The sequence below is a fragment of the Marinomonas dokdonensis genome (genome assembly GCF_052747885.1).
Map to the genome: position 1 here is coordinate 575521 of NZ_JBRAND010000003.1, position 22775 is coordinate 598295.

At 46.0% G+C, this 22775-nt stretch carries 21 protein-coding genes; 18 read left to right on the top strand and 3 right to left on the bottom strand.

The annotated features are described in order from the left end of the window. Window positions 1–89: 89 nt before the first annotated feature. The 7 genes from ACUM5Y_RS10565 (at window position 90) to ACUM5Y_RS10595 (ending at window position 8500) form a co-directional block, all read left to right on the top strand. On the top strand, window positions 90–680 hold the full coding sequence (locus ACUM5Y_RS10565; protein ID WP_445976833.1) for a UPF0149 family protein: 591 nt from the start codon (window positions 90–92) through the stop codon (window positions 678–680). 20 nt (window positions 681–700) lie between these two features. Next, window positions 701–2005, top strand: a complete 1305-nt coding sequence (locus ACUM5Y_RS10570) for an aminopeptidase P N-terminal domain-containing protein (protein ID WP_445976834.1) — start codon at window positions 701–703, stop codon at window positions 2003–2005. Between the two features lie 52 nt (window positions 2006–2057). Further along, window positions 2058–3251, top strand: coding sequence for a UbiH/UbiF/VisC/COQ6 family ubiquinone biosynthesis hydroxylase (locus ACUM5Y_RS10575; protein WP_445976835.1), 1194 nt, complete (start codon window positions 2058–2060; stop codon window positions 3249–3251). 137 nt (window positions 3252–3388) lie between these two features. After that, window positions 3389–4219, top strand: a complete 831-nt coding sequence (locus ACUM5Y_RS10580; RefSeq protein ID WP_445976836.1) for an HDOD domain-containing protein — start codon at window positions 3389–3391, stop codon at window positions 4217–4219. 207 nt (window positions 4220–4426) lie between these two features. After that, window positions 4427–6091 (top strand): ABC transporter permease, encoded by a 1665-nt coding sequence (locus ACUM5Y_RS10585; RefSeq protein WP_445976837.1) that lies wholly within the window; start codon window positions 4427–4429, stop codon window positions 6089–6091. 8 nt (window positions 6092–6099) lie between these two features. Next, window positions 6100–7173 carry an ABC transporter ATP-binding protein gene (locus ACUM5Y_RS10590; protein ID WP_445976838.1) on the top strand — a complete coding sequence of 358 codons (1074 nt, stop codon included), beginning with the start codon at window positions 6100–6102 and terminating at the stop codon, window positions 7171–7173. 130 nt (window positions 7174–7303) lie between these two features. Next, window positions 7304–8500 carry a class I SAM-dependent rRNA methyltransferase gene (locus tag ACUM5Y_RS10595; RefSeq protein ID WP_445976839.1) on the top strand — a complete coding sequence of 399 codons (1197 nt, stop codon included), beginning with the start codon at window positions 7304–7306 and terminating at the stop codon, window positions 8498–8500. Between the two features lie 65 nt (window positions 8501–8565). Here ACUM5Y_RS10595 and ACUM5Y_RS10600 read toward each other — a convergent pair whose 3' ends face one another. Further along, window positions 8566–9222, bottom strand: coding sequence for a histidinol-phosphatase (locus ACUM5Y_RS10600; RefSeq protein WP_445976840.1), 657 nt, complete (start codon window positions 9220–9222; stop codon window positions 8566–8568). Between the two features lie 135 nt (window positions 9223–9357). On the opposite strand from ACUM5Y_RS10600, the gene ACUM5Y_RS10605 reads away from it, so the two are divergent. From ACUM5Y_RS10605 to ACUM5Y_RS10645, 9 genes are all read left to right on the top strand, one after another. Next, the gene (locus ACUM5Y_RS10605; protein ID WP_445976841.1) at window positions 9358–9852 is read left to right on the top strand and encodes an RNA pyrophosphohydrolase; all 495 of its coding nucleotides are present in this window, start codon (window positions 9358–9360) and stop codon (window positions 9850–9852) included. Between the two features lie 37 nt (window positions 9853–9889). Beyond that, window positions 9890–12178: a phosphoenolpyruvate--protein phosphotransferase gene (gene ptsP, locus ACUM5Y_RS10610; RefSeq protein ID WP_445976842.1), complete on the top strand. Its 2289-nt coding sequence runs from the start codon at window positions 9890–9892 to the stop codon at window positions 12176–12178. A gap of 41 nt (window positions 12179–12219) precedes the next feature. After that, window positions 12220–13011, top strand: a complete 792-nt coding sequence (gene lgt / locus ACUM5Y_RS10615) for a prolipoprotein diacylglyceryl transferase (protein WP_445976843.1) — start codon at window positions 12220–12222, stop codon at window positions 13009–13011. Between the two features lie 295 nt (window positions 13012–13306). Continuing rightward, window positions 13307–14803 carry a methyl-accepting chemotaxis protein gene (locus ACUM5Y_RS10620; protein ID WP_445976844.1) on the top strand — a complete coding sequence of 499 codons (1497 nt, stop codon included), beginning with the start codon at window positions 13307–13309 and terminating at the stop codon, window positions 14801–14803. A gap of 94 nt (window positions 14804–14897) precedes the next feature. Next, on the top strand, window positions 14898–15731 hold the full coding sequence (locus ACUM5Y_RS10625) for a MurR/RpiR family transcriptional regulator (protein ID WP_445976845.1): 834 nt from the start codon (window positions 14898–14900) through the stop codon (window positions 15729–15731). Window positions 15732–15939: 208 nt separating this feature from the next. Then, window positions 15940–16971 carry a TRAP transporter substrate-binding protein gene (locus ACUM5Y_RS10630; protein WP_445976846.1) on the top strand — a complete coding sequence of 344 codons (1032 nt, stop codon included), beginning with the start codon at window positions 15940–15942 and terminating at the stop codon, window positions 16969–16971. 13 nt (window positions 16972–16984) lie between these two features. Continuing rightward, window positions 16985–17542: a TRAP transporter small permease subunit gene (locus ACUM5Y_RS10635; protein ID WP_445976847.1), complete on the top strand. Its 558-nt coding sequence runs from the start codon at window positions 16985–16987 to the stop codon at window positions 17540–17542. Further along, a complete protein-coding gene (locus ACUM5Y_RS10640; RefSeq protein ID WP_445976848.1) occupies window positions 17539–18837 on the top strand; it encodes a TRAP transporter large permease in 1299 nt (432 codons plus the stop codon). Before ACUM5Y_RS10635 ends, ACUM5Y_RS10640 begins: the two co-directional genes overlap by 4 nt. 1 nt (window position 18838) lies before the next feature. After that, window positions 18839–19519: an aspartate/glutamate racemase family protein gene (locus ACUM5Y_RS10645; protein WP_445976849.1), complete on the top strand. Its 681-nt coding sequence runs from the start codon at window positions 18839–18841 to the stop codon at window positions 19517–19519. Between the two features lie 63 nt (window positions 19520–19582). On the opposite strand, the gene ACUM5Y_RS10650 is transcribed toward ACUM5Y_RS10645, so the two are convergent. Further along, window positions 19583–20434, bottom strand: a complete 852-nt coding sequence (locus tag ACUM5Y_RS10650) for a thymidylate synthase (RefSeq protein ID WP_445976888.1) — start codon at window positions 20432–20434, stop codon at window positions 19583–19585. Window positions 20435–20540: 106 nt separating this feature from the next. Between ACUM5Y_RS10650 and ACUM5Y_RS10655 the strand changes: the two genes are divergently transcribed. Together ACUM5Y_RS10655 and ACUM5Y_RS10660 are read left to right on the top strand one after the other, a co-directional pair. Then, window positions 20541–21050 (top strand): dihydrofolate reductase, encoded by a 510-nt coding sequence (locus ACUM5Y_RS10655; protein WP_445976850.1) that lies wholly within the window; start codon window positions 20541–20543, stop codon window positions 21048–21050. A 6-nt stretch (window positions 21051–21056) separates the two neighbouring features. Beyond that, entirely contained in the window at window positions 21057–21476 is a 420-nt protein-coding gene (locus ACUM5Y_RS10660) for a secondary thiamine-phosphate synthase enzyme YjbQ (RefSeq protein ID WP_445976851.1), read from the top strand. A gap of 65 nt (window positions 21477–21541) precedes the next feature. On the opposite strand, the gene ACUM5Y_RS10665 is transcribed toward ACUM5Y_RS10660, so the two are convergent. Beyond that, the gene (locus ACUM5Y_RS10665; protein ID WP_445976852.1) at window positions 21542–22756 is read right to left on the bottom strand and encodes a sensor domain-containing diguanylate cyclase; all 1215 of its coding nucleotides are present in this window, start codon (window positions 22754–22756) and stop codon (window positions 21542–21544) included. Window positions 22757–22775 lie beyond the last annotated feature (19 nt).

Consider the following 22775-nt stretch of genomic DNA (forward strand, 5'->3'; position numbering starts at 1 on the left):
GTCGTAAGCGAAGCAAAGATAAAATAGGCCGTGCCGAGAGGTACGGCTTATTTTTTGCCCCAAATCAACAGCAGTGAAAAGGTAATAATATGTCCACTGAAATGTTAAAAGATGCGTTAGATTTTGATCTCATCGCGGACGTTTTTGTTGTGGAGTCTATCTCTGCGTCTCCTGCAGAACTGCATGGTCAGTTATGTGGTTACCTAGCGTCTGGCGTGACCTTACCACTAGAAGATTGGCTGACCATGGTGGTGGAGTTCTGTGATATTGAAAGCTGGAAAGAAGAAGCAAGCCGCGCTGCGATTGTTGAACTTTATACTTCGACCTTAACGCTTTACCAAAACGGTGAATACGCCTTAATTCCTTGTATTAGCGATGATGATGCGGAATTGTGCGAACGAGGTGTTACCCTGTCTCAATGGGCTCATGGCTTCTTAGCAGGTTATGGCCTTTCTGGGCAGAAAAACGGCCTAACGGATGAAACTAAGCAGATCTTACGTGATTTTGCCAACATCTCTGGAATGCAGGCGGAAATGCGTGTGCTAGAAGATAACAACGATAACGAAGCGGATCTGACGGAATTGGTTGAGTACGTTCGATTGTCCGCTATGATGATGTACGCTGAACACTTTGATGTGAAACCCGACGCGGATCACAGCAAGCAAAACGCATTGCATTAAATTTATGACAGGGGGAAAACATGGAAATTAGTCGTCACACCTATTTAGAGCGCCGCAAACGCTTGATGGCACAACTGCCTGAAAAGAGCGTAGTGGTGCTGCGAACGGGAGAGTTGGCTACCCGTAATAATGATTGTGACTATGAATTCCGCCCCCACAGCAGTTTTTTCTATTTAACCGGTTTTCCTGAACCGAGTGCCTATGCCTTTATCAGTGGCGAAGGCGAGCTTACCTTACTTACCCTCCCTAAAGATCCTGAGAAGGAGCAATGGGAAGGCTTCCGTCATGGTTGTCAGGGCGCTATCGAAACCTTTGGTGCGACTCAAGCGGCTGTTATTGAGGAGCTCGCACCAACCGCCTCCGACTTATTAAACGACGCTCAGCAAGTGGTTTATCTATTTTCTGATGCAGAGTTACGACAGCAAGTGGCGCAATGGCGAGATGCTCTGGCTGCGAAAGCAAGAGTGGGGGCCATAGCGCCAACAAACATGCAGGATTTGGAACCTTTGGTTGCAGAGATGCGCTTAATCAAAGATGCCGAAGAAATTGCCATTATGGAACGCGCGGCACAAATTAGTGTGGCCGCTCACCAGCAAGCCATGCGCAGTGTGCGTCCTGGCATGTATGAGTATCAGTTGGAAGCTGAGCTGAATTATGTGTTCATGAAATCCGGAGCGCGTCAGCCTGCGTACAATAATATTGTTGCCTCTGGCGCCAATGCTTGCGTTCTACATTACATTAAGAACGATGAGAAAATTACAGAAGATGACTTGGTTTTGATTGATGCGGGGGCTGAGCTTGGTTGCTATGCGGCGGATATTACACGTACTTTTCCTGCCAATGGTAAATTCAGTGAGCCTCAAGCTGCCCTCTATCAGCTGGTGTTAGATGCTTACCATGCAGGGCTCAAAGAATTACAGGTGGGCTCCGCTTACGAGGCTTTTCACAATGCCGCTGTGGAAGTGTTAACCACAGGGCTGGTCAATCTAGGTTTGTTGCAAGGTGACCCAAAAGCCTTGATCGAGAACAAAGCCTACCGAGACTTTTACATGCATAATACCGGCCATTGGTTAGGGCTAGATGTGCATGATTGCGGCGCTTATAAAATAGCGGGGGAGTCTCGACCACTACAAGCTGGCATGGTGTTAACCATTGAGCCGGGCTTGTATGTTAGCAAGGATAATCTATCGGTTGACGAGAAATGGCGCGGCATAGGCATTCGTATTGAAGATGATGTACTGATCCGTGAGCAAGGCCCTTATGTACTCACCCATGGGTTAGCGAAAGAAATTGCAGAAATTGAAACCCTGATGTCTAAGGGCTAGCAGAATAGACACTCCCAAACAGGGTTGAGTGGGGCGAATTAAAGAGGCAAAGATGGCAAAACAGTACGATTTGATCATAGTGGGCGCCGGTATGGTGGGTTCATTAGCGGCCGTTTTATTAGCAAAGTCGTCTATGCGTATTGCACTTGTTGATAAACACGACGGCAACTATCAGCTTGCTCAGCCACCCGCTTACGATACTCGAGTAAGCGCTATATCCAGCCAATCTAAAGACTTGTTTGACGAAGCGGGCGTTTGGCAACAGATCGACCCAAATCGCTACACGGGCTATCAAAGAATGGCCGTGTGGGATGGTCTAGGCCAGGGTTTCATTGATTTTGATGCCGTCACCACAGAGCGCTCAGTCTTGGGCTATATGATCGAAAATACCGTGCTCTGCGATCAATTGATGACGCAAATTAAACGCTTATCCAATGTGGATTTGTATTTAGGTGAAAGCCTAGCTGAGCATCAAATTTCTTCTGACGGTGCAAAAATTACCCTTGCCTCTGGCACCATACTGGAAGCTCAGGTGGTGATAGGAGCGGATGGGGCTTTGTCCAAGTTAAGAACGGACAATCAATTCGATACGCTCGAATGGGATTACCAGCATCATGCCATTGTTGCCACCATACAAATCGCTCAGAGCCACCAAAATACGGCCTGGCAAAGTTTTGGCGAAGAAGGGGTGCTGGCTTTCTTACCTTTGCCTAGTACCGCAGAGGGGCATTTTGTGTCCATTGGCTGGTCAGTCTCACCTGAAGATGCAGAACAACTGATGGCCTTGGATGATGAAGCTTTTTGCCAGCGTGTCCATTACGCGATAAATCGTGAGTTTGACGTGGTGGGTATGACACGGCCACGGCAAATGATTCCGCTTAGACAGCGCCATGCCAAACAGTACGTTAAACCGGGCATTGCTTTGATTGGTGATGCGGCCCACACCATTCACCCTTTGGCGGGGCAGGGGGCAAACTTAGGTTTCTCCGATGTGAAAGCGTTAGCCAAGGTTCTTTCTAAGGCCTTTCGACGCGGTGAGTCACTCGCGGACGAAAAAGTGCTACGCCGCTATCAACGGGCGTGTATGCTCGACAACATTAGCATGTCTATGGGAATGGAACTGTTTAAGCGAGCCTTTAGTAGCCAGCATCCGCTCTTTGTACAAGGGCGAAATATGGCGATGAGTTGTGTACATCGACAGCCTGCTTTGAAAGCAAGATTGATGTCGAGAGCGGGCGGCAAATAAGCCCAACTTAGATACCAATGATTTTTTATTTAGGCTATATTATCGTTCAGTATCCATCTCTACATTTAAATTGCTGTGCTCGTAAAAAGGAGCTTTTACGAGGCGGCATAGATTTTAATTCATTAAGGCGGTAAACCATGCCCATGCAAGTTCAAGATTTACTAAAACAAAGTGACAAGCTCCCGAATGTCCCTGATGTGGTTCGAGAGCTTATTCAGTTGTTAAGTAATCCTGATGCCAACTACAGCACCATTGCGGAGCGAGTCACCCACGACCAGACCATTTCCTTAAAAGTCTTACGAGTGGTGAACTCAGCGTATTTTGGTTTGTCTCGCAAGATTTCATCTATTGATGAGGCAACCGTGCTACTGGGGATGGATAAGCTAAAAACCCTTGTCATTGCATCGGGTTTTGCCAACTCAGTAAGCGAAGTAGAAGGGATCAAATTACCAGATTTTTGGTCCGACTCTTTCCATGTGGCTGAATTAGCTCAATGGCTGGCTCACCATACTGACTTGGTGGATAAAGACGAAGCCTTCACTGTGGGTATTGTGCATAACATTGGCCGCTTATTGATCCACCTTGCTGAGCCAGAATTGGCCGTGCAAGTGCAAGAAACCGTTGCGAATAAACGTGCCAGCCGTGTGAAAGCCGAGGAAGATGCATTTGGCTTTACTTCCCAACTTGCTGGACAAAAACTATTAGAATTTTGGCGTTTGCCTGAGCTATTAAGCCGAGCAGTAGGCGAGCACAAACGACCTTTCGCGGCGGGTGAACCTATGCCATTAGCCTGTGTACTGAATCTTGCTTGTTACTTGAATGCTTGTGTTCGTAATGAGCGTGATGCAGACCTTGTACGAGAAGGTTTCCCCATGGCGGTGGCAAAAGCGGCGGGTTTACCTGAAAGTATTGTCTATGAACTAGACGATGCCCTGTCTCTTGATAATGGTCTAGATCAGCTTATCTAATCTGAGCTTCTCAGGAAGACGATGCGACTTGCCGTCTTCCTAGAGGGGCACCCCGTTACATATCTCTACTCATCTCCCCTAGGTTAAACATTATTTTGAGTAGGATAATAACGAGCTTAGCTTGTAATGCTTCTTGTTTGTGATTTTATTTCTTTTTGAATTGGCGGAGCGGCGTTTTGTTTCATGGTTTGGTAGGTATGCTTCATAATGCTTAATCTCAAGGGCGCTCAGTCTGCAAAAAGATCTAAGATCAACGTTTTAAAAATCGCCGCGATTGTTACCGCCGCTCTGCTAATGCTGCCCATACTCGTGGTGTTAGTTAACCTCTTTAATGCCAATGATGCGGTTTGGCAGCATCTTTATGAAACCGTCCTTGCTGACTATGTTAGCAACTCCCTATGGTTAATGTTTGGTGTGGGCACTGGGGTGTTATTACTCGGCGTCCCCTGTGCGTGGCTCACCAGTATGTGTGAATTCCCTGGACGACGTTGGTTGTCTTGGGCGCTGTTACTTCCTATGGCAGTCCCTGCCTATATTATTGCTTACACCTATACGGGTGTGCTGGACTTTGCTGGACCAGTACAAACCATGATTCGTCAGCTAACTGGCTTAGGCTATGGGGAGTATTGGTTCTTTGAAGTACGCTCCCTAGGCGGCGCTATCGTCATGCTTACCTTAGTGCTGTACCCCTATGTGTACTTAATGGCACGTGCGGCATTTTTAGAGCAGTCTGCGAATACTTTAGAAGTGGCAAGAACTTTGGGCTGTTCAAATGTGAGCGCCTTTTTTAAGTTAGGTTTGCCACTGGCCAGACCCGCTATTGTGACCGGCCTTACTCTCGCACTGATGGAAACCCTTGCTGATTACGGCACGGTGCAATACTTTAGTGTGAGTACCTTTACCACAGGCATTTTGCGTACCTATTATGGTTTTGGTGACATTGCAGCGGCCTCCCAATTAGCTGGGGTGTTGCTGATGTTTGTTGCGGTACTCATTTTGCTTGAACGTTATTCCCGTCGACGCATCCGCTACCATACTTCTGGTATCAAAAAGGCCAATCAAAAGCATATCAAACTCACCGGTTTAGCAGGTGTTGGTGCTACGCTTATGTGTTTCTTACCCATCTCTTTTGGCTTTGCTATTCCGGCGGGTGTGTTGGCTTACTGGGCTGTTTTCCTTGCTGAGCCTATTGGTAGTGACTTTGTACAACTGGCTTGGAACTCTTTTTATCTGGCGGCCTTAGCGGCGTTAATTGTGGTTGGACTCGCCCTCGTATTAAGTTACGCGGTGCGTCTAAACAAGAGTCGTAGTGTGACGGCTTCGGTGACAGTGGCTGGGCTTGGGTACGCTTTGCCAGGCACCATTATTGCGATTGGTACGATTGTGCCGCTTGCTTGGTTGGACCACCGAATTATTGAACTGGTAAAAGCCTATACGGATGGCAAAGTCGGGCTGATATTCTCAGGCACGCTGGTGGCGTTGTTGTTTGCTTACACGGTGAGATTCATGGCAGTTTCCCTAGGGGCTGTGCAAAATGGTTTGGGTAAAATTAAACCCAGTATGGACATGGCAGGTCGTTCACTAGGATTAACGCCTAGTAAGGTGCTCCTTAAAATACACGTTCCTCTTTTAAAAGGCTCTGTGCTCACTGCCATCTTGATCGTTTTCGTAGATGTGTTGAAAGAACTGCCTGCAACCATGGTTCTGCGTCCTTTTAATTTTAATACTTTGGCCGTTAGGGCCTTTGAATTAGCGTCTGATGAGCGATTAATTGACGCCGCTCCGGCTTCTTTGATGATAGTGCTGGTGGGGTTGGTTCCAGTGATATTATTGAGCCGTTCTATCTCATCGCGCATTGAACAGTCGAAATAGGAAAAAATATGAGTCAGCCACTAGAAAACTCAGCCCTAACAGACATTACCCTTGAAAATGTCGGTGTGAGCTATGGTGATACTGCCATCGTAAAACAGGTGTCTTTTTCATTAAAAGCAGGAACGATTGGCTGCCTATTAGGCTCAAGCGGCTGTGGCAAGTCGACGCTATTACGAGCCATCGCTGGCTTTGAACCTCTTACATCAGGCAGTATTTCTTTGGATGGCGAGGTGATTTCCAGCCAAGATTTTGTGCAGAGTCCAGAGGATCGTGGCATAGGTATGGTGTTTCAAGACATCGCGCTATTCCCCCATTTAAGCATCGCACAAAACATAGCCTTCGGATTAAGTGCTTGGTCATCTACAGACGTTAAAGCTAGGGTCGCAGAATTACTAAGCTTAGTCGGACTTTCTGGTTTCGAAGAACGCTACCCCCACTCGTTATCTGGAGGCCAGCAGCAGCGTGTTGCGTTGGCGCGTGCCATTGCCCCACGACCAAAGCTATTACTAATGGATGAACCTTTTTCAGGGTTGGATGCTAAGTTACGAGAAGAACTTGTGCCCGATGTGCGCAGTATTTTGTTGCATGAAAAGATGAGTGCAATTTTGGTAACCCATGATCAAATGGAAGCCTTTTCAATGGCGGATCAGGTGTCAGTGATGAGCGAAGGGGAGATTCACCAAACCGGCACCCCTTATGAGATTTATCACAAACCGGCTACCCGCTTTGTCGCAAGCTTTATTGGTCATGGTGATTTCTTGCCTGCCACTGTATGCGGTGAAGACTGCGTACATTCTGATCTAGGGCAAATACGTGGCAAATTGAATCATGGCTTTGCCAACAACAGCAAAGTGGAGCTATTGGTTCGCCCAGACGACATTCTTCACGATGATGACAGTGAATCTCAGGGGCTTATCATGAGCAAATGGTTCCAAGGTTCGCATTTTTTGTATCGTGTGAAGCTCGCTTCCGGCAAAGTGGTGTTTTGTTTTGCTTCCTCACACCACAATCATGCCGTTGGCCAGCAAATAGGACTAACCGTGAAGTTAGACCATCTCGTGATGTTCGAAACAGAACAATAAGCTGCTTGTTGAGACTGCCTTCTACAAAGCCCGCCTAGTGTGGGCTTTTTTGTGGCCAAAACCCTATATAGATAGCAATTGCCTGTGTAGCATTTATAATGGCCTTTTTAAATGAAACTAGGTGACACAATTGAGCGTTATTCGACTAAAAGGTCAGGCAGATCGCCGTATTAGAGCTGGGCATCAATGGATCTACAGTAATGAGGTAAACACCTCTGAAACCCCATTAAAACAATTTGCCCCAGGTGATCAAGTTGTCGTAGAAACAGCTCAAGGTAAAGCCTTGGGTATTGCTACAATTAACCCTAACACCTTGATTTGTGGTCGTTTAATTAGCCGTAGTACAGATACTGTATTAAATAAGTCGACCCTGGTTCATCGTTTGAAAATTGCTTTATCTTTGCGAGAGCTAACTTATTCTGCGCCATACTATCGTTTGGTGTTTGGTGATTCCGATGGTCTATCTGGCTTAGTGGTTGACCGCTTTGCTGAGATTCTAGTGGTGCAAATATCCACCGCAGGGATGGAACGGGTAAAAAGCGAAATTATTGAAGCCTTGCAAGATGTTGTGAAACCTTCCGCTATCTTGATGAAAAATGATGGCAAGATGCGTCAAATTGAAGGGCTGGATTCCTACGTAGAAGAAGCTTTTGGTACGGTGCCTGAAGTGGTGTATTTACAAGAAAACGGTGTGCTTTTCCAAGCGCCAGTTTGGGACGGTCAGAAAACAGGATGGTTTTATGATCACAGAGAAAACCGCAAAACCATGCAGGGATTCTGTGATGGCAAGCGCGTATTAGACGTGTTTTCTTACGTGGGGGGCTGGGGGGTACAAGCAGCCTCCGCAGGGGCAACCGATGTAACCTTTATTGATGCTTCCCAAAGCGCGTTGGATCATGTCACAGAAAACTTAAACCTGAACCAATACGAAGGCAATGCCAACCTAATGCAAGGCGACGCTTTCGAAGCCATGCAGTCCTTAATTGAAGACAAAGAACGTTTCGATGTGGTGGTGATGGATCCGCCGGCGTTTATAGCCCGTCGTAAAGACATCAAGGCAGGTGAAGGGGCGTACCATAGAGCCAATCAGCTGGCGATGCGTTTGGTCGCCAAGGGCGGTATTTTGGTCTCTGGTTCTTGCTCTATGCACTTAGAAACCAGCCGTTTACACGATATAGTGCGAAGCAATAGTCGCCAACTTGAACGTTTCTCACAGCTTATTTACCGTGGTACGCAAGCGCCTGATCACCCTGTGCATCCAGCTATTGATGAAACAGAATACCTAAAGGCTTTGTTCTACCGCATCCATAATAATATGGGTTTGTAGCCTTCGCTTAGACATAAAAAATGCGCTGCCAGTGGAAACTCGCAGCGCATTTTTTTCGGTTTTATTTAGTCACGCAAAGAGATATGCGGCCAGTTTCGCTGCTGCGCAATTTGCGTCAATGTGTCGTCAGCATCGACGGCGACAGGATGAGTTACCAGCTCTAATAGCGGTAAGTCATTACGAGAATCACTGTAGAAATAACTGCCTTCCATGCTATGGCCTGTTTGCTCTAGCCATTCATTTAAGCGCGTCACCTTGCCTTCTTGGAAGCTAGGAATACCCACAATATTACCTGTGTATTGGCCGTCAATGACTTCTGGTACTGGGGCGATAATGTGATCCATACCCAAGGCGTCACCAATAGGCCCGGTCACGAATTGGTTTGTCGCGGTAATCATTAATAAAAAGTGCCCTTGCTCTTTGTGGTGTTTGAGCAATGCATGGGCCTTTTCTTGCATCATGGGCTGGACTTTTTCGACCATAAAATCCTGATGAAGTTGGCTAAGTTGCGCTGGGCTGAAGTCACGTAATGGCGCTAGGCTAAAGGCAAGGTACTCATGAATGTCTAGGGTGCCGGCTTGGTATTGTTCGAAAAAGCGGTCATTCGCCTGCTTATAAACCTGTGTGTCGACTAAGCCTTTTTCGACCAAAAATTGTCCCCAATTGTAGTCGCTATCGCCGCTTAGCAAGGTGCCGTCTAAATCAAATATTGCAAGAGTCACTGTTTGTCCCTAGTCGGTTGAAAGTGCCCAAAGTATAGCCTTGCAGACAATAAATAACACCTCTCTTAATTGTGAAGAAGGGGGAATTATGGAACAATGAGGGGAATTTATTCTTATCTTAAAAGGTGATTGCTCGTGATTGATGCGGACGGATATAGACCGAATGTAGGCATCATATTGATGAACGAGCGTGGTCAACTGTTATGGGCGCGACGTGTTGGACAAAATGCGTGGCAATTTCCCCAAGGTGGCATCAAGTCCGATGAAACGCCAGAAGAGGCGTTGTACAGAGAGTTAAAAGAAGAAATAGGACTGGAACCTCATCAAGTTGAGGTCGTAGGGAAAACCAAAGGTTGGTTACGTTACCGTCTTCCAAAGCGTATGTTAAGACACAACTCTAAGCCTTTGTGCATAGGGCAAAAGCAAAAATGGTTCCTTTTGTCGATTCGTTGTGCTGACACCTATGTGTGTGTGGATGGGGCTGAAACGCCGGAATTCGATGGGTGGCGTTGGGTAAGTTATTGGTACCCTTTAGGTCAGGTAGTAGCCTTTAAAAAAGATGTATATAGACGGGCATTAAAGGAATTAATCCCCAATGCACATCGTTGGATCGAAAAAGCCAAAAAATAACTGTAACACCTGATAACTGCTAAGCGATGGGAGAGCTATGCTAAGTTTGCTAAGACGAATAACACAAGAAGTAACGGCCGCTGAGTCTTTGTCGAGCGCTTTGGATATCATTGTCCGCCGCGTACGCAGAGCCATGCGCGCTGAAGTGTGTTCTATCTATCTAGTGGACCCAAATAGCAGTGAATATGTGCTCATGGCTACCCGAGGCCTCAATGCCGATGTGGCGGGCAGTGTTAGTCTAAAAGAAAACGAAGGCTTGGTGAGTCTGGTTGGCCGTCGCGCAGAGCCAGTAAACCTTGATGATGCCCATATTCACCCTTCATTTCATTATCTTAATGGCACAGGGGAAGAGCGCTACCGCTCATTCCTCGGTGTGCCGATCATTCACCATCGTAAAGTGCTGGGCGTGTTGGTTGTTCAGCATGAAGATAAGCGTCGCTTTGATGAAGGTGAAGAAGCTTTTCTAATCACGCTTTCTGCCCAGCTGGCAGGTGTTATTGCCCATGCGGAAGCGACGGGTGCGATGACGAGCCTGAACAACAACGCTGAGCCAGTCGAGTCTGATCTTAAATACAAAGGTGTACCTGGCAGCTCAGGGGTAGCGATTGGTCGTGGTGTGGTGGTGTTTCCATCGGCTGATTTGGATGTTATTCCGGATCGACAAACCAGCCACCCAGAGGAAGAAATTCAAATCTTCCACCATGCGTTAGAAGCAACTCGGCAAGATATTCGCCAAGCCAGTAGCCGCTTAAGTCAGCATTTGTCGGAAGACGAAAAGGCACTGTTTGACGTTTACCTTAAAATCCTTAATGACAATTCCATTGCCAATGAAATCGAGAAGAAAATCCTCGAAGGCAACTGGGCTCAAGGGGCATTAAGGCAAGTTATTCGTACACACATTGCCTTGTTTGACCGCATGGATGACCCTTATTTACGTGAGCGCGCGAGTGATTTACGAGATTTAGGGCGGCGCATATTATCCCATCTACAAGAGAAAGCACCCAATATTGCGGAGCAGTTTAGTGAGCCTTCCATCATCATAGGTGAAGAGCTTACCGCTTCGATGTTGGGAGAAGTGCCTATTGAAAAGATCAAAGGCTTGGTCTCTGTTATGGGCTCTGGCAACTCCCACGTTGCCATCTTAGCAAGAGCCATGGGTATCCCAACTGTGATGGGGGCGTTAGACCTTCCGTATGCACAGCTTGATAAAGTGAACATCATTGTCGACGGCTATCAGGGTAAGGTTATTACCAGCCCATCCGAGGCTTTGATTGAAAACTATCAACAAATCGTTGATGAAGAGCGACTCTTAGAAGAAGAGTACGAAACCCTAAAAGACTTACCTTGTGAAACCCTTGATGGTCAGCGTTTAGCCCTGTATGTGAATACGGGCTTGTCTGCAGATATCGCTCGCTCCCTAGACCGAGGTGCTGAAGGGATTGGCCTTTATCGTACTGAAGTCTTGTTCATGGTTCGTGACCGTTTCCCAACTGAAGCAGAACAGGTCCAAATTTATCGTCAACAGCTTGAGGGCTTTGCCCCTGCGCCTGTGACCGTGCGCACCTTGGATATTGGTGGCGATAAAGCGTTGCCGTATTTCCCAATTAAAGAAGAAAACCCTTTCCTTGGTTGGCGTGGTATTCGAGTCACACTGGATCACTTAGAAATCTTTATGGCGCAAATTCGGGCCATGATCAAAGCCAGTGCCGGACTACACAACTTGAAAATCATGTTGCCAATGATTTCCAGTGTTGAAGAGGTAGAAGAAGCGTTAGCACTGATTCGCCGAGGGGTTGATGAAGTCATCGAAGAAGGCTTTGATGTGCGCATGCCTAGAGTGGGTGTGATGATTGAAGTCCCTGCCGCTGTTTATCAAGTGAAGGCTTATGCAGGCTTGGTGGATTTTCTTTCGGTAGGTAGTAACGACTTAACTCAATACCTGTTAGCGGTCGACCGTAACAACCCTCGTGTGGCAGATCTGTACAGCTCTTTCCATCCTGCGGTGTTACACGCTTTGCAAAGTATTGCTTCACAAGTTGAAGGATGTGAAGTGGGGCTGAGTGTTTGTGGTGAAATGGCCGGTGATCCAATGGGTGCGATATTACTCATGGCTATGGGTTACGATGTACTTTCTATGAGCTCCACTAGCCTTCCTAAAGTAAAAGCTGTGATTCGTAATATTTCCATGGCTCAAGCACAAAACATGCTGCAGCAAGTAATGGAACTAAATCATGCACAAAGCGTCAGAGATACCATGACGCGATTAATGCGTGAGGCGAATATTGAGCGCTTAATCCGCCCAACCAAAACCTCCACTGTTCACTAATCAATATATCCTTCGAACACAGATAAGGCCTGTTTTACATTATGATTGCTTACCCTTCTATTGATCCTATAGCCATTTCGATAGGCCCTTTATCTGTGCATTGGTATGGAATTATGTACCTTATAGGTTTCGCTGGAGCCTACTTGTTAGGCAGCTATCGAGCGAAGCGCTCCAACGGCTTGTGGACCAACGAAATGATCAGTGATGTGATTTTCTATGGTGCTATGGGGGTCATTCTTGGCGGGCGCATTGGCTACATTCTATTTTATCAATTCCCGTCCTTTATCGATGATCCTATGATCATGATTCGAATCTGGGAAGGAGGAATGTCTTTCCATGGTGGCTTACTGGGTGTGATCGCTGCCATGTGTCTTTTTGCCCGACGTTATAATAAACACCTTATTGATGTAACTGACTTTATTGCGCCTTTTGTGCCAATCGGTTTAGGTGCGGGTCGAATAGGTAATTTTATTGGTGGTGAGTTATGGGGTAAGCCAACGGATGTTTCTTGGGCCATGATCTTTCCACATGATCCATTACAACTGGCCCGCCACCCATCTCAGCTCTATCAATTTGCTTTAGAGGGCGTCGCGCTCTTCACTATTCTTTGGTTCTTCTCACAGAAAACTAAACCACGTTATTGTGTGTCTGGCATGTTCCTATTGTGTTACGGCATTTTCCGTATTTTAGTAGAGTTCGTTCGTGAGCCCGATGCGCAGATCGGCTATTTGGCTTTCAACTGGCTAACACAGGGGCAGCTACTTTCACTACCTATGGTAATTGGTGGATTCGCTCTAGTAATTTACGGCTTTAAAAAGGCTAAGGCTAAGTAGAGCCAGATATAGACTTCCCTCTGCTTGCTGGTGGACGAGTTTCTATTTGAACTCTACTTTATAGGGCTTTCCCGCCAGCAATCGACTTATTATTGGTAAGTTAGCAAGGTCCTTTCACCCTCCAAATTGATTGTTCTGTCACCTATTTAGCCATAATTTCTCTTTCCCAATATATTGAAACAGCCTTTTTGTCTATCTATAGAATCATTTCTTTACAAAATGGTGGTGGGGTTATGGGTCTGCGCTGCAATATAATTGCCGCCAATAAAGCGCTACCTTGGAACTGGAGAGATGTATGGATAATTCGTATAAACGAACCTTAAAAAATGACTTATTTGTTTATCGGGCTTTGATGGCACAAATTCCCATACTGCTTATAAGTGGTTTGTTAGGCGCAGGGCTTTTTAGCTTTTCTCTAATCGCTTCGGTGTTTGTCTTTATCAGCACACAGCTTATATACAGCCTTTTTAAAGGGCGATTAATCTTTTCTGTCTTAGCTGGCGTGATAATGATGCTGGTGTCTTCCTTACTGATACAAAGTCAGTTGGGACTCACTGAAATGCATTTCCATATCTTTGCTACCATGGTGGTTTTGCTCATTTATCAAAAATGGCAGCCTATCGTGGCGGCACTGGTCACCACTGCGGCTTACCATATTATCTTCATGTATGTGCAAATGGCAGGTGTTCACCTAGGTGAAATGCCCATTAAGGTATTCTCTGGGCATCATAGTATGGCCATCATGGTGATCCATTGCGTTTTCGCGATCGCCGAAGCGGGTGTATTAATTTATATGGCTCGCATCATGAAAAAAGAGTCTTCTGCAAACATAAAAATTGCCGATGCAATTGAGCGTATCTCCGCAGACAACGACCTATCGATCCGAGTTGAGAAGCCATCTTCTAATGCTGAGCGCGCCTTGAACGACTTGTTGTCTCAGCTATCTAATTTGTTTGTGGAATATCAACATATTGCAATTATTTTGGTCGAGTCTAGTAATGCCATTCACACGGTGACTGATGAGGCGAGCATGAGTGTTGAAGCAAGCAAGCACCGCTCACAAGATGCCGCGGCCTCCTCAGCGCAAGTTTCTCGTTCTATGACACAAGTATCTCAGGACAGCAGTCAGTCAGCCAATGTGGTAATGGAGCTTGAGAAAGAGACGATAAAAGACAGTGAGCAAGCACTCACTATTATGCGAGATATGAAATTACTGGCCAAAGATATTGATAGCGTCTCTACCCACTTAAATGCTTTGACGCAAGATGTGGGTTCTATCACCAACTTATTACAGTCCATCCGTAGTATCTCAGAGCAGACTAATTTATTGGCTCTTAATGCGGCCATTGAGGCTGCTCGAGCAGGAGAAACGGGCCGTGGTTTTGCTGTGGTGGCGGATGAAGTTCGCACCTTGGCTCAGCGCTCCAGTGAAGCAACCGACCAAATTGAAAGTGTGCTAGCTAAATTACACCAGAGTGTTGACCAAACTGTGGTCTCTATGGAGTCCGGTAAAGAGCGCACTAGTATCAACGTGGGTCATGCGCAGAGCATTTCTGAAGGCTTGGCTAGAAGAGCTAAGGACGTCGCAAGTGTGTCCAGTTCTAGTCAGTCCATTGCCCAGGACACCCTAGAGCAAGAAACGGTTATCACCTCTATTAACGACAAAGTAAGCCAGAATGCCCATGCGATTCAGCAGCTTTCCGAGATGATGACCGAGCTTGACCGCAGTAGCGATGAAATCTTCAAAGTTACCAAAGAATATGAAGCCAAAGCGGCCGTGTTTAAGGTGTAAGGCCCTGCTGCCTAGACTTCTAAAAGTTGCTTGTATTGGCATTGAATACACTTTATGGTGAAAAGCTATTTTCACCATAAAGTGATATTTTTGCATGAAAGACCATTCATTTTTATCTAGAGTCCGTAAAATCCTTCCTGAACTCCACCCCGCTGAGCGTAAGCTCGGGGAGCTTGTTTGCGATTTCCCTGGTGAGATTGCAAGTTATTCCGCTTCGGAGCTTGCTAACCTGGCTGAAGTATCAAATGCTACGGTCACACGGTTTGTGCGTCGTCTCGGATATACATCCTATGAAGAAGCCCGTCGGCATGCCCGTCTAGAAAAAGATAGCGGCTCCAGATTGTATTTGAATACAGTAAAAACGGAAGCCCCCCATTCCCCAAGTGTTTACGCTCAATCCGACATTAAAAATATAGAGCGAACCACATCATCGTTGGATGAATCAGATATTGATGCTTTGACTCAGGCCTTACTGACAGCCCAAAAAGTTTCCGTGATTGGTTTCCGTGCAGGAGCCCCACTCGCCCAGTACTTACAATGGCAGTTGCTACAAGTTATCGAAAATACAGTCATGCTGCCTAACAGTGGTCAAACCATGGGGGAAAATTTAGCCGCGTTGTCAGCAAAGGACATTGTGGTTGTGTTTGGGTTGCGAAGACGGATTAGTCAGTTTGACTTGATATTAAAAATCATCAGTAACAGTGCTGCGAAATTGGTGGTGATTTCAGATGAAAGTATGCCGATTTTTACAGCGGCGGATTGGCATTTTCGATGTTCTACTCTTTCATCTGGACCTTTATTTAGTCATGTTGGCGTGATGGCGCTCATCAACTTAATCACGAATAGAACCATTGATGCTGCCGGTGATCTGGGAAGGAAGCGCCTTGAGTCTATAGAATATCTTAATGAATTTATCGGCGAGCTTTAGTTATAAGCTATGCTGAATCCTGATTTTTATGCCCTTAAAATGCACATTAGCGAGAATATGTGCATCGGCGTAAAGCAAAATTAATTTTTTTATGTGAAAATTAATTTTTATACAATCTCTCTATTGCGTCATCATGAAAATCTGTTTTAATCGATTGTATGTTAAATGAACGTATTGATTTGATCCGATTAATTGAGAGGGTAATAAGATGAGAAAAAGCATTTTCGCAATCACCACAGTTGCATTATTCACAGGCTCGGCTATTGCTGAAGAGATATCGTTTCGTGTTTTAGGGCAGCCTGTCAGCTCAGGACTTATTCAGCAGCAAAAAGAACAACCATTTTTTGAAGCGCTATCTTCAGAATTAGATATGGGCGTTAAATTTGATTATTTGCCCGTTGATGTTGCGGGTATACCTGATAACGATGGTATTCGTGTCGTACGAACTGGGCTATTTGATATTGTCTCGTTTCGAGGGCCTCAAGTAAGTCGTGACGAACCTACTATGCTAGGTTTGGATCTAGTCGGTTTGAACCCAACCTACAAGGCTGGCAAGCAGCATACGCAAGCGTTCTTACCCGTTGTTGATGGTGCTGTGCAAAAGCGCTTCAATGCAAAAGTATTGGGCGTTTGGCCAGCAGGTCCTCAAGTGGTCTTTTGCAAGCCGGAAATCGAAAGTCTAGCTGATTTGAAAGGCTTAAAAGTTAGGGTGGGTGATCAGTCTGCGGCGGCGTTTGTTGCTCAGTTCGGGGCAACAGGTGTCCCAATGCCATTTGGCGAAGTTCAACCCTCTCTTTCACGAGGCGTTGTAGATTGTGCCATTACCGGCCCTTCTTCTGCTAACTCTGCCGGTTGGCCGGAAGTAACAACCACTGTCTTGCCAATCGCCTTGCAATTGGCGATTAATGGTTATGCCATTAATCTAGATAGCTGGAATAAACTCTCTGGTGATCAACAAACCAAGTTGCAGACCGCTATGTCGACCCTAGAAAGCAATATCTGGGAATACTCCGAAGAGCTATATCAAGATGCAATGAACTGTAATACGGGCCAATCACCTTGCGTCTATGGCAAACCTTATAAACTAAAAGCTGCAGCCGTTGCTGAAACAGATCTAAAAGCTGTAGAGCAAGCGCTAGTCGAAAGCTCTTTACCTGTTTGGACTAAGCAATGTAATGCAGTGCATTCAGATTGTGAAGAAAAGTGGATGTCTAGTGTTGGCCAGTCGTTAGGCTTATAAGTAGGAGAATAGGATGAAGCGCTACTCACGCTTGTGTGCTCTAGCCTTTGGTCTAATGATGACAATATTATGTGTTGTTATTGCGGTGGAGACTTTGCTTCGCAAAGTCTTTAACCATTCATTGGCTGGGGTAGATGAGCTTTCGGGTTATGCGATTGCGATTGGAGCGCCGTTATGTTTTGCGATTGCTGCGATAGAGCAAAGCCATATTCGAGTGAACTTGTTCTACATACGTCTACCTCGTGGGCTTAAAATTGCGCTCAATATTTTATCTATTCTGTTGCTCAATATCCTAGCCATCTATCTTGCGATTTTTACTTACCGCACCCTAGACGAAACCAGCTTATTTGGTTCCATTGCTCAAACTCCTTGGATGACACCATTAATTTGGCCGCAATCGATTTGGCTCATAAGTATGCTGATTTTCTGTGGCGCCACAAATTTTCTGGTTATCCGATTACTTTTCTTGCTCGCAAACAGGAATCTGGATCGGGTGGTATCCGAGTATGGACCAGATGCGATTGAGGATGAGTTAGCCACTGAATTAACGGATTTGGAGTTAAGAAAATGAGCATGCTAGTTATCTTATGTGGCTTTCTAATAATGCTGTTGTTGATTTTTCTTTCTATACCGGTTGCGGTGGCAATTCTAGCCGTAGGCGGTGTGGGCGGATACCTAGCTTATGGTATGCCATTGGTGGAAACCATGGGGGGCGTTATCTGGGGGACGCTAAATAACCCTGTCATGACCGCAATTCCTTTGTTTATGCTGTTGGGAGAATTGCTTCTGCGTGGGGGAATCGCCGACAAAATGTTTGATGCCCTAGCTGTTTGGTTAGGGAGGCTTCCAGGAGGCTTGCTGCATTCAAATATTGCGACCTGTGCGCTATTTTCTGCTACCTCAGGTTCGTCTGTAGCCACGGCAGCAACTGTGGGGACGATTGCCTTACCAGCATTGGAAGAAAAACAATATCCGGTGCAACCTTCGCTCGGAACCTTAGCCGCGGGCGGCACGTTAGGCATTCTAATTCCACCTTCGGTAAATCTGCTGGTATACGGATCTTTAGCCAATGTTTCTGTTGGTCAGTTGTTTCTAGCCGGAGTCATTCCGGGACTTATTCTGACCCTATTATTTATGTTGTACGTAGCGTTGCGCTACCCAAATGCAGGACGAAATGATGCCGTGCTTACCGTCTCGTTTGCTGAAAAACGTCGATTATTAAAGCATCTGGTACCACCAGGTGTGATCTTCGGTATCGTTATGGGCGCCATTTATGGCGGTTGGGCAACACCAACCGAAAGTGCTGCTTTAGGGGTTGTTGTCGCCTTCTTCTTTGTGTGGCGAAGTGGCAAACTAAATTGGCAGCTACTAGAAAATTGCTTTATTCAATCTGCCCGTACCAGCGGTATGGTTATCTTAGTGATTGTTTGTGCTTTATTGCTGAATGTCACCTTGTCGCTAACAGGCGGCACTCAAGCCATAACAAAGTGGATTACTGAACTTGGTCTAAGCGCCACCTCATTATTACTGTTGCTGGTGGTATTTTATGTGCTACTTGGCATGTTCATGGATGCCATGTCTATGTTGGTTCTGACTGTCCCTATTGCCATCCCTATGGTCACGGTATTGGGAATAGACCCTGTTTGGTTTGGTGTCTTTATCGTAGTGATGTGTGAGATCGGTTTGATTACGCCGCCAGTAGGAATGAACCTCTTTGTCGTGCAAGGAGTACGTAAAGGAGGGGATTTTAACGATGTGGTGAGAGGTGCTATGCCCTTTGTGCTCATTATGCTCATGTTTGCGGGTCTACTCATATTGTTGCCGCAATTAGCGTTATACCTACCAACGTTATCTTTAGGGGCTTGAGATGGATTTAGCAGTAGCACCAGAATCTACACAACGTCGGCTGTTAATTATTAACCCTAATAGCAACCAAGAGGTTACGGAAAAAACTCAGCTCACAGCAGACTCAATACTTGGCCAAGACTGCCAAGCTTTAGTTTTGCACCCAGAGAACAGCCCACACTCTATTGAAACGTTAGCTCATAGAAAAATCGCTGAACCTTTAGCCCTTGATTTACTGTCTCAACATCAGGGTTATGATGGCTATGTCATGGCATGTTTTGATGATATAGCAGTGAAAGCGGCTAGACGTTTTTTAAATGTACCTGTGGTTGATACGGTGGAAGCCTCTATAACTATTGCTCGTTTATATGAGTCAAAATTTACCATTGTGACAACGGTTGAGGCTATGGTGCCGGGCATTAAGTCCTTGGTGGAAGAGCTGGGGGCTAGTTCGCAATGTACAGTCCGAGCGGCAGGTATTGGCGTCGCCAATGCTGCCGCGGGTGATCCAGATGCATTACAGCGCCTAGATGAAACCATCATCAATGCTCGTAATATTGATGGGGCAAAGGTGATTATTCTTGGTTCTGGTGGACTGACTGGTCAGGGAAAACGCCTAACGCAAAAACATGGTATCCCCGTTATTGACTGTCTAGAGGCCGCGATTAGATTGGCAGATATGGCTTCGAGACTGAAATTTTGATAGTAAAATGGCCTATTTGTGTAGACAAGTAGGCCATTAATTTTTCCGTGTGGCCGAAAGCCTTTAAACAGAGAAAGGGTAGGCGATGGCCTCATGGTGCTGGTAATCTTCGATCTCAAAGTCATCCATGGTGACCCAGGTTTCCACGTCTTTTAAGCTTTTAATGTCTGGGTTAATTTTTAGCTTAGGCAGTGGGTAAGGCTCGCGTTTCATTTGCACATCGCGCATGAGCTCAAGTTGATCTTCATAGATGTGTGCATTGACGATTTTATGGAAGGCTTGGCCCGGTTTGTTGCCCGTAATTTGCGCCACAATCGCCAGCAACACGTAAACCTGTACCATATTAAAGTTTAGCCCTAGTGGTACATCACAGCTGCGCTGGGTGCTGTTTAAGTAAAGAGTATCTCCCAATAGAGAGAAATGGTGACTGTACATACAAGGGCGTAGGCAAGCCATGTGAAAAGCCCCAGGGTGATAAAAGGTTAGGATTTCCCCACGGTTATCCACACCCTTACTTAAATCATCAATGATTTGTTTCAGCAGGTCTAGGTGGCCGCCGTCTGGTTTAGGGAAATTACGTCCAATGGCCCCATAACAAAGGCCCATGTCGTCTTCGCCCTTACGATAAGGGTTGTTGAGCCAGACCTCATTTTGGTTGGCATTGGCGTCCCATGTTTTGGTGCCTAGGGCGCGAAAATCTGCGGCATTATCATAACCACGTAAGTAACCAATAATTTCAGCAATGGCGGACTTATAGTAACTTTTACGTGTCGTAACTAGCGGGAATTCACCTTTGGCCACGTCATAGGTCAAGTCCGCATTGATAACGGTTAAACAGCGTTTTCCAGTACGTTCGTTATTTACCCACACCCCTTCGTTTACGATGCGTTCACACAGTGCTAGATATTGATTCATAGGACAGTTGGACTCTTTATTGGCAGACTTGTGCATGGCTCAACCAATGCAATCTGCATAGCTATCGGTATAATATCGCTGATTGTATCAAATATAAGGTCATTTTATGCTATCTCTTATCGTCGCCATGTCGACCAATCACACTATTGGTATTAATAACGCTTTACCTTGGCATCTGCCAAATGATCTTAAATACTTCAAGCAAGCCACCATGGGTAAGCCTATTGTTATGGGGCGAAAAACCTTTGAGTCCATCGGAAAGCCACTACCGGGCCGTCGTAATATTGTCATTTCTCGTGATGCGAATTACAGCGCGGAAGGAGTGGATGTAGTGAGCTCCTTAGAAGCGGCCATTTCTCTAGGTGAAGACATCTGTTTGGTGAATGGCCAAGAAGAAGTAATGGTCATTGGCGGTGCGCAAATTTATCAATTAGCGCTAGAAAAAGCAGACCGTTTATACATTACCCATGTGGATGCTGAAGTCCAAGGGGATGCGTTTTTTCCTCAAGTTGACTGGCCTTCTTTCACTCTACTTGCAGAAGAGTCGTTTGAGGCAGAAGGTCCAAACCCTTATGACTACCGTTTCTCTGTGTATCAAAGAAGCAGCGGAGCCTAATTTAGTATGTGGCAACAGACAGAGCTAAGTTTGCCTGCTAAGTCGCGAGGCTTTCATTTGATTACCGATCGAGTTGAGCAAGCGTTAGCGTCGCTCACACCTGTGTCAGTGGGTCTGTTGCATGTGCAAATCTTACATACTTCCGCGTCACTGACCATTAATGAAAATGCCGACCCTTCGGTGCGCCGAGATATGGAACGCCATTTTCATCACATGGTGCCAGAGAATCAGCCTTATTATGAGCATATTTACGAAGGTAGTGATGACATGCCAGCCCATATCAAGGCCAGCATGTTGGGTTCGTCCCTAACGATTCCAGTGCGTAATGGGCAGTTGTATTTAGGCACATGGCAAGGCATTTATTTAGGAGAACACAGGGACTATGGTGGCAAGCGCCGCCTAGTTTTGACCCTGCAAGGGGATTAAGTCTTAAAGATGCGAGACAGAAAAGCTACCCACGAATTGGTTTTCGCGGGTAGCTTTTTTATAGGTTAGTTCACCACAATTTTTTGCTGTTTGGACTGGCCTTCTTCTACCGCCTGATTAGCACTTTGGGCAAGTTCATCAATGGTTTCCCCATCTTCTGGGAAGGTGGCTAAACCCACGCAGAAATCTGCCGGATCGGCATTGCCTTCAAACAGCGTAGAGCACTCATCTGCAGTGGGCACTATGATGTTCATTAGCAGTTTTTGAGCGTCTTTAATGCTGGTGTTTGGCAAGAGTAGTAACAGCTTGTCGGCTTCCACTCGGGCTAATACGTCGGCTTCACGAATCTTTTTATAGATGTGTCGAGCAGAGGTTAAGATAGCGATGTTGCGTTCTTCTAGAGGTAAAGCGGATAAGCGCTGGTTCGCGTCCAGATGGATCTTTGCCATACTCAAAGGGGTGTATTGGCGTTTTGCCAACCCTAATTGTTTTTTGAAATGGGTGAGGGCGGCTGCACGAGTCAGTAGGCCTGTTAGCTCGTCAAAGGTGGCTTGATTGCGCAGATGCTCTTCTAGTTCTTTCTGGTGGCTAATGTCCACCACAAAGCCGATGATCTTTTTAATATCGCCCTCTGTGGAGCGAGTATAAGTACGGCCACGCTCTTTGACCCACAGATATTCTTGATTGCTACGGCGGATGCGGTATTCCACTTCATAGTAATCTTTATTTTCTGCCACATGCTGATTCACAATTTTGGCTAAACGGCTAACATCATCAGGATGAACCAGCTTGTGCCATTCTACTGTTGAGCGTGGTGTTTGGTCTTGTGGGCAACCGAGCAACAAGGCAATGGATTCAGAGCAAGCCGTGAGGTCAGAGTCCGTTTCCCAGATCCAAAGGCCAGCGGAGGATTCTGACAAGGCAAATTGCAGTAATGTGTTTTCCGCGGCTGCTAAATCCATGTGATCAGAGTTATAGACACAGCTTAGAATGCTGTCACCTTGCAGTTGAAAGGTCAGTTGCATGTGAACTGTTTTATCACCCACTCGAACATTACATTCACAGCGGTGAAGCGAACCGTCTGCTATTTTTTGGCTTAATGTGGACCATGGCGTGTCATCCCCACTAAGGGTTTGCCAGTCGTTACCCGGAGCGGTATTACGATTTTCAAAAATAAGCGCAAAATTACGATTGAATGCACGAATTTGACCTGTACTGCGCTCAATAATGAAGGCAGGGGTAGGCATATTTTGAAACGCCAATTCGAAATAATTTTCCATGGGTACGCTCCTTTGTGCG

Bases quoted from the DNA above. Each gene is read 5' to 3' on its own strand.
- ACUM5Y_RS10655 (WP_445976850.1), top strand. From the start codon at position 20,541: ATGCTATCTCTTATCGTCGCCATGTCGACCAATCACACTATTGGTATT.
- ACUM5Y_RS10640 (WP_445976848.1), top strand. From the start codon at position 17,539: ATGAGCATGCTAGTTATCTTATGTGGCTTTCTAATAATGCTGTTGTTG.
- ptsP (WP_445976842.1), top strand. From the start codon at position 9,890: ATGCTAAGTTTGCTAAGACGAATAACACAAGAAGTAACGGCCGCTGAG.
- ACUM5Y_RS10570 (WP_445976834.1), top strand. From the start codon at position 701: ATGGAAATTAGTCGTCACACCTATTTAGAGCGCCGCAAACGCTTGATG.
- ACUM5Y_RS10580 (WP_445976836.1), top strand. From the start codon at position 3,389: ATGCCCATGCAAGTTCAAGATTTACTAAAACAAAGTGACAAGCTCCCG.
- ACUM5Y_RS10590 (WP_445976838.1), top strand. From the start codon at position 6,100: ATGAGTCAGCCACTAGAAAACTCAGCCCTAACAGACATTACCCTTGAA.
- ACUM5Y_RS10565 (WP_445976833.1), top strand. From the start codon at position 90: ATGTCCACTGAAATGTTAAAAGATGCGTTAGATTTTGATCTCATCGCG.
- ACUM5Y_RS10660 (WP_445976851.1), top strand. From the start codon at position 21,057: ATGTGGCAACAGACAGAGCTAAGTTTGCCTGCTAAGTCGCGAGGCTTT.
- ACUM5Y_RS10630 (WP_445976846.1), top strand. From the start codon at position 15,940: ATGAGAAAAAGCATTTTCGCAATCACCACAGTTGCATTATTCACAGGC.
- ACUM5Y_RS10585 (WP_445976837.1), top strand. From the start codon at position 4,427: ATGCTTAATCTCAAGGGCGCTCAGTCTGCAAAAAGATCTAAGATCAAC.
- lgt (WP_445976843.1), top strand. From the start codon at position 12,220: ATGATTGCTTACCCTTCTATTGATCCTATAGCCATTTCGATAGGCCCT.
- ACUM5Y_RS10645 (WP_445976849.1), top strand. From the start codon at position 18,839: ATGGATTTAGCAGTAGCACCAGAATCTACACAACGTCGGCTGTTAATT.
- ACUM5Y_RS10575 (WP_445976835.1), top strand. From the start codon at position 2,058: ATGGCAAAACAGTACGATTTGATCATAGTGGGCGCCGGTATGGTGGGT.
- ACUM5Y_RS10635 (WP_445976847.1), top strand. From the start codon at position 16,985: ATGAAGCGCTACTCACGCTTGTGTGCTCTAGCCTTTGGTCTAATGATG.
- ACUM5Y_RS10650 (WP_445976888.1), bottom strand. From the start codon at position 20,434: ATGAATCAATATCTAGCACTGTGTGAACGCATCGTAAACGAAGGGGTG.
- ACUM5Y_RS10625 (WP_445976845.1), top strand. From the start codon at position 14,898: ATGAAAGACCATTCATTTTTATCTAGAGTCCGTAAAATCCTTCCTGAA.
- ACUM5Y_RS10620 (WP_445976844.1), top strand. From the start codon at position 13,307: ATGGATAATTCGTATAAACGAACCTTAAAAAATGACTTATTTGTTTAT.
- ACUM5Y_RS10665 (WP_445976852.1), bottom strand. From the start codon at position 22,756: ATGGAAAATTATTTCGAATTGGCGTTTCAAAATATGCCTACCCCTGCC.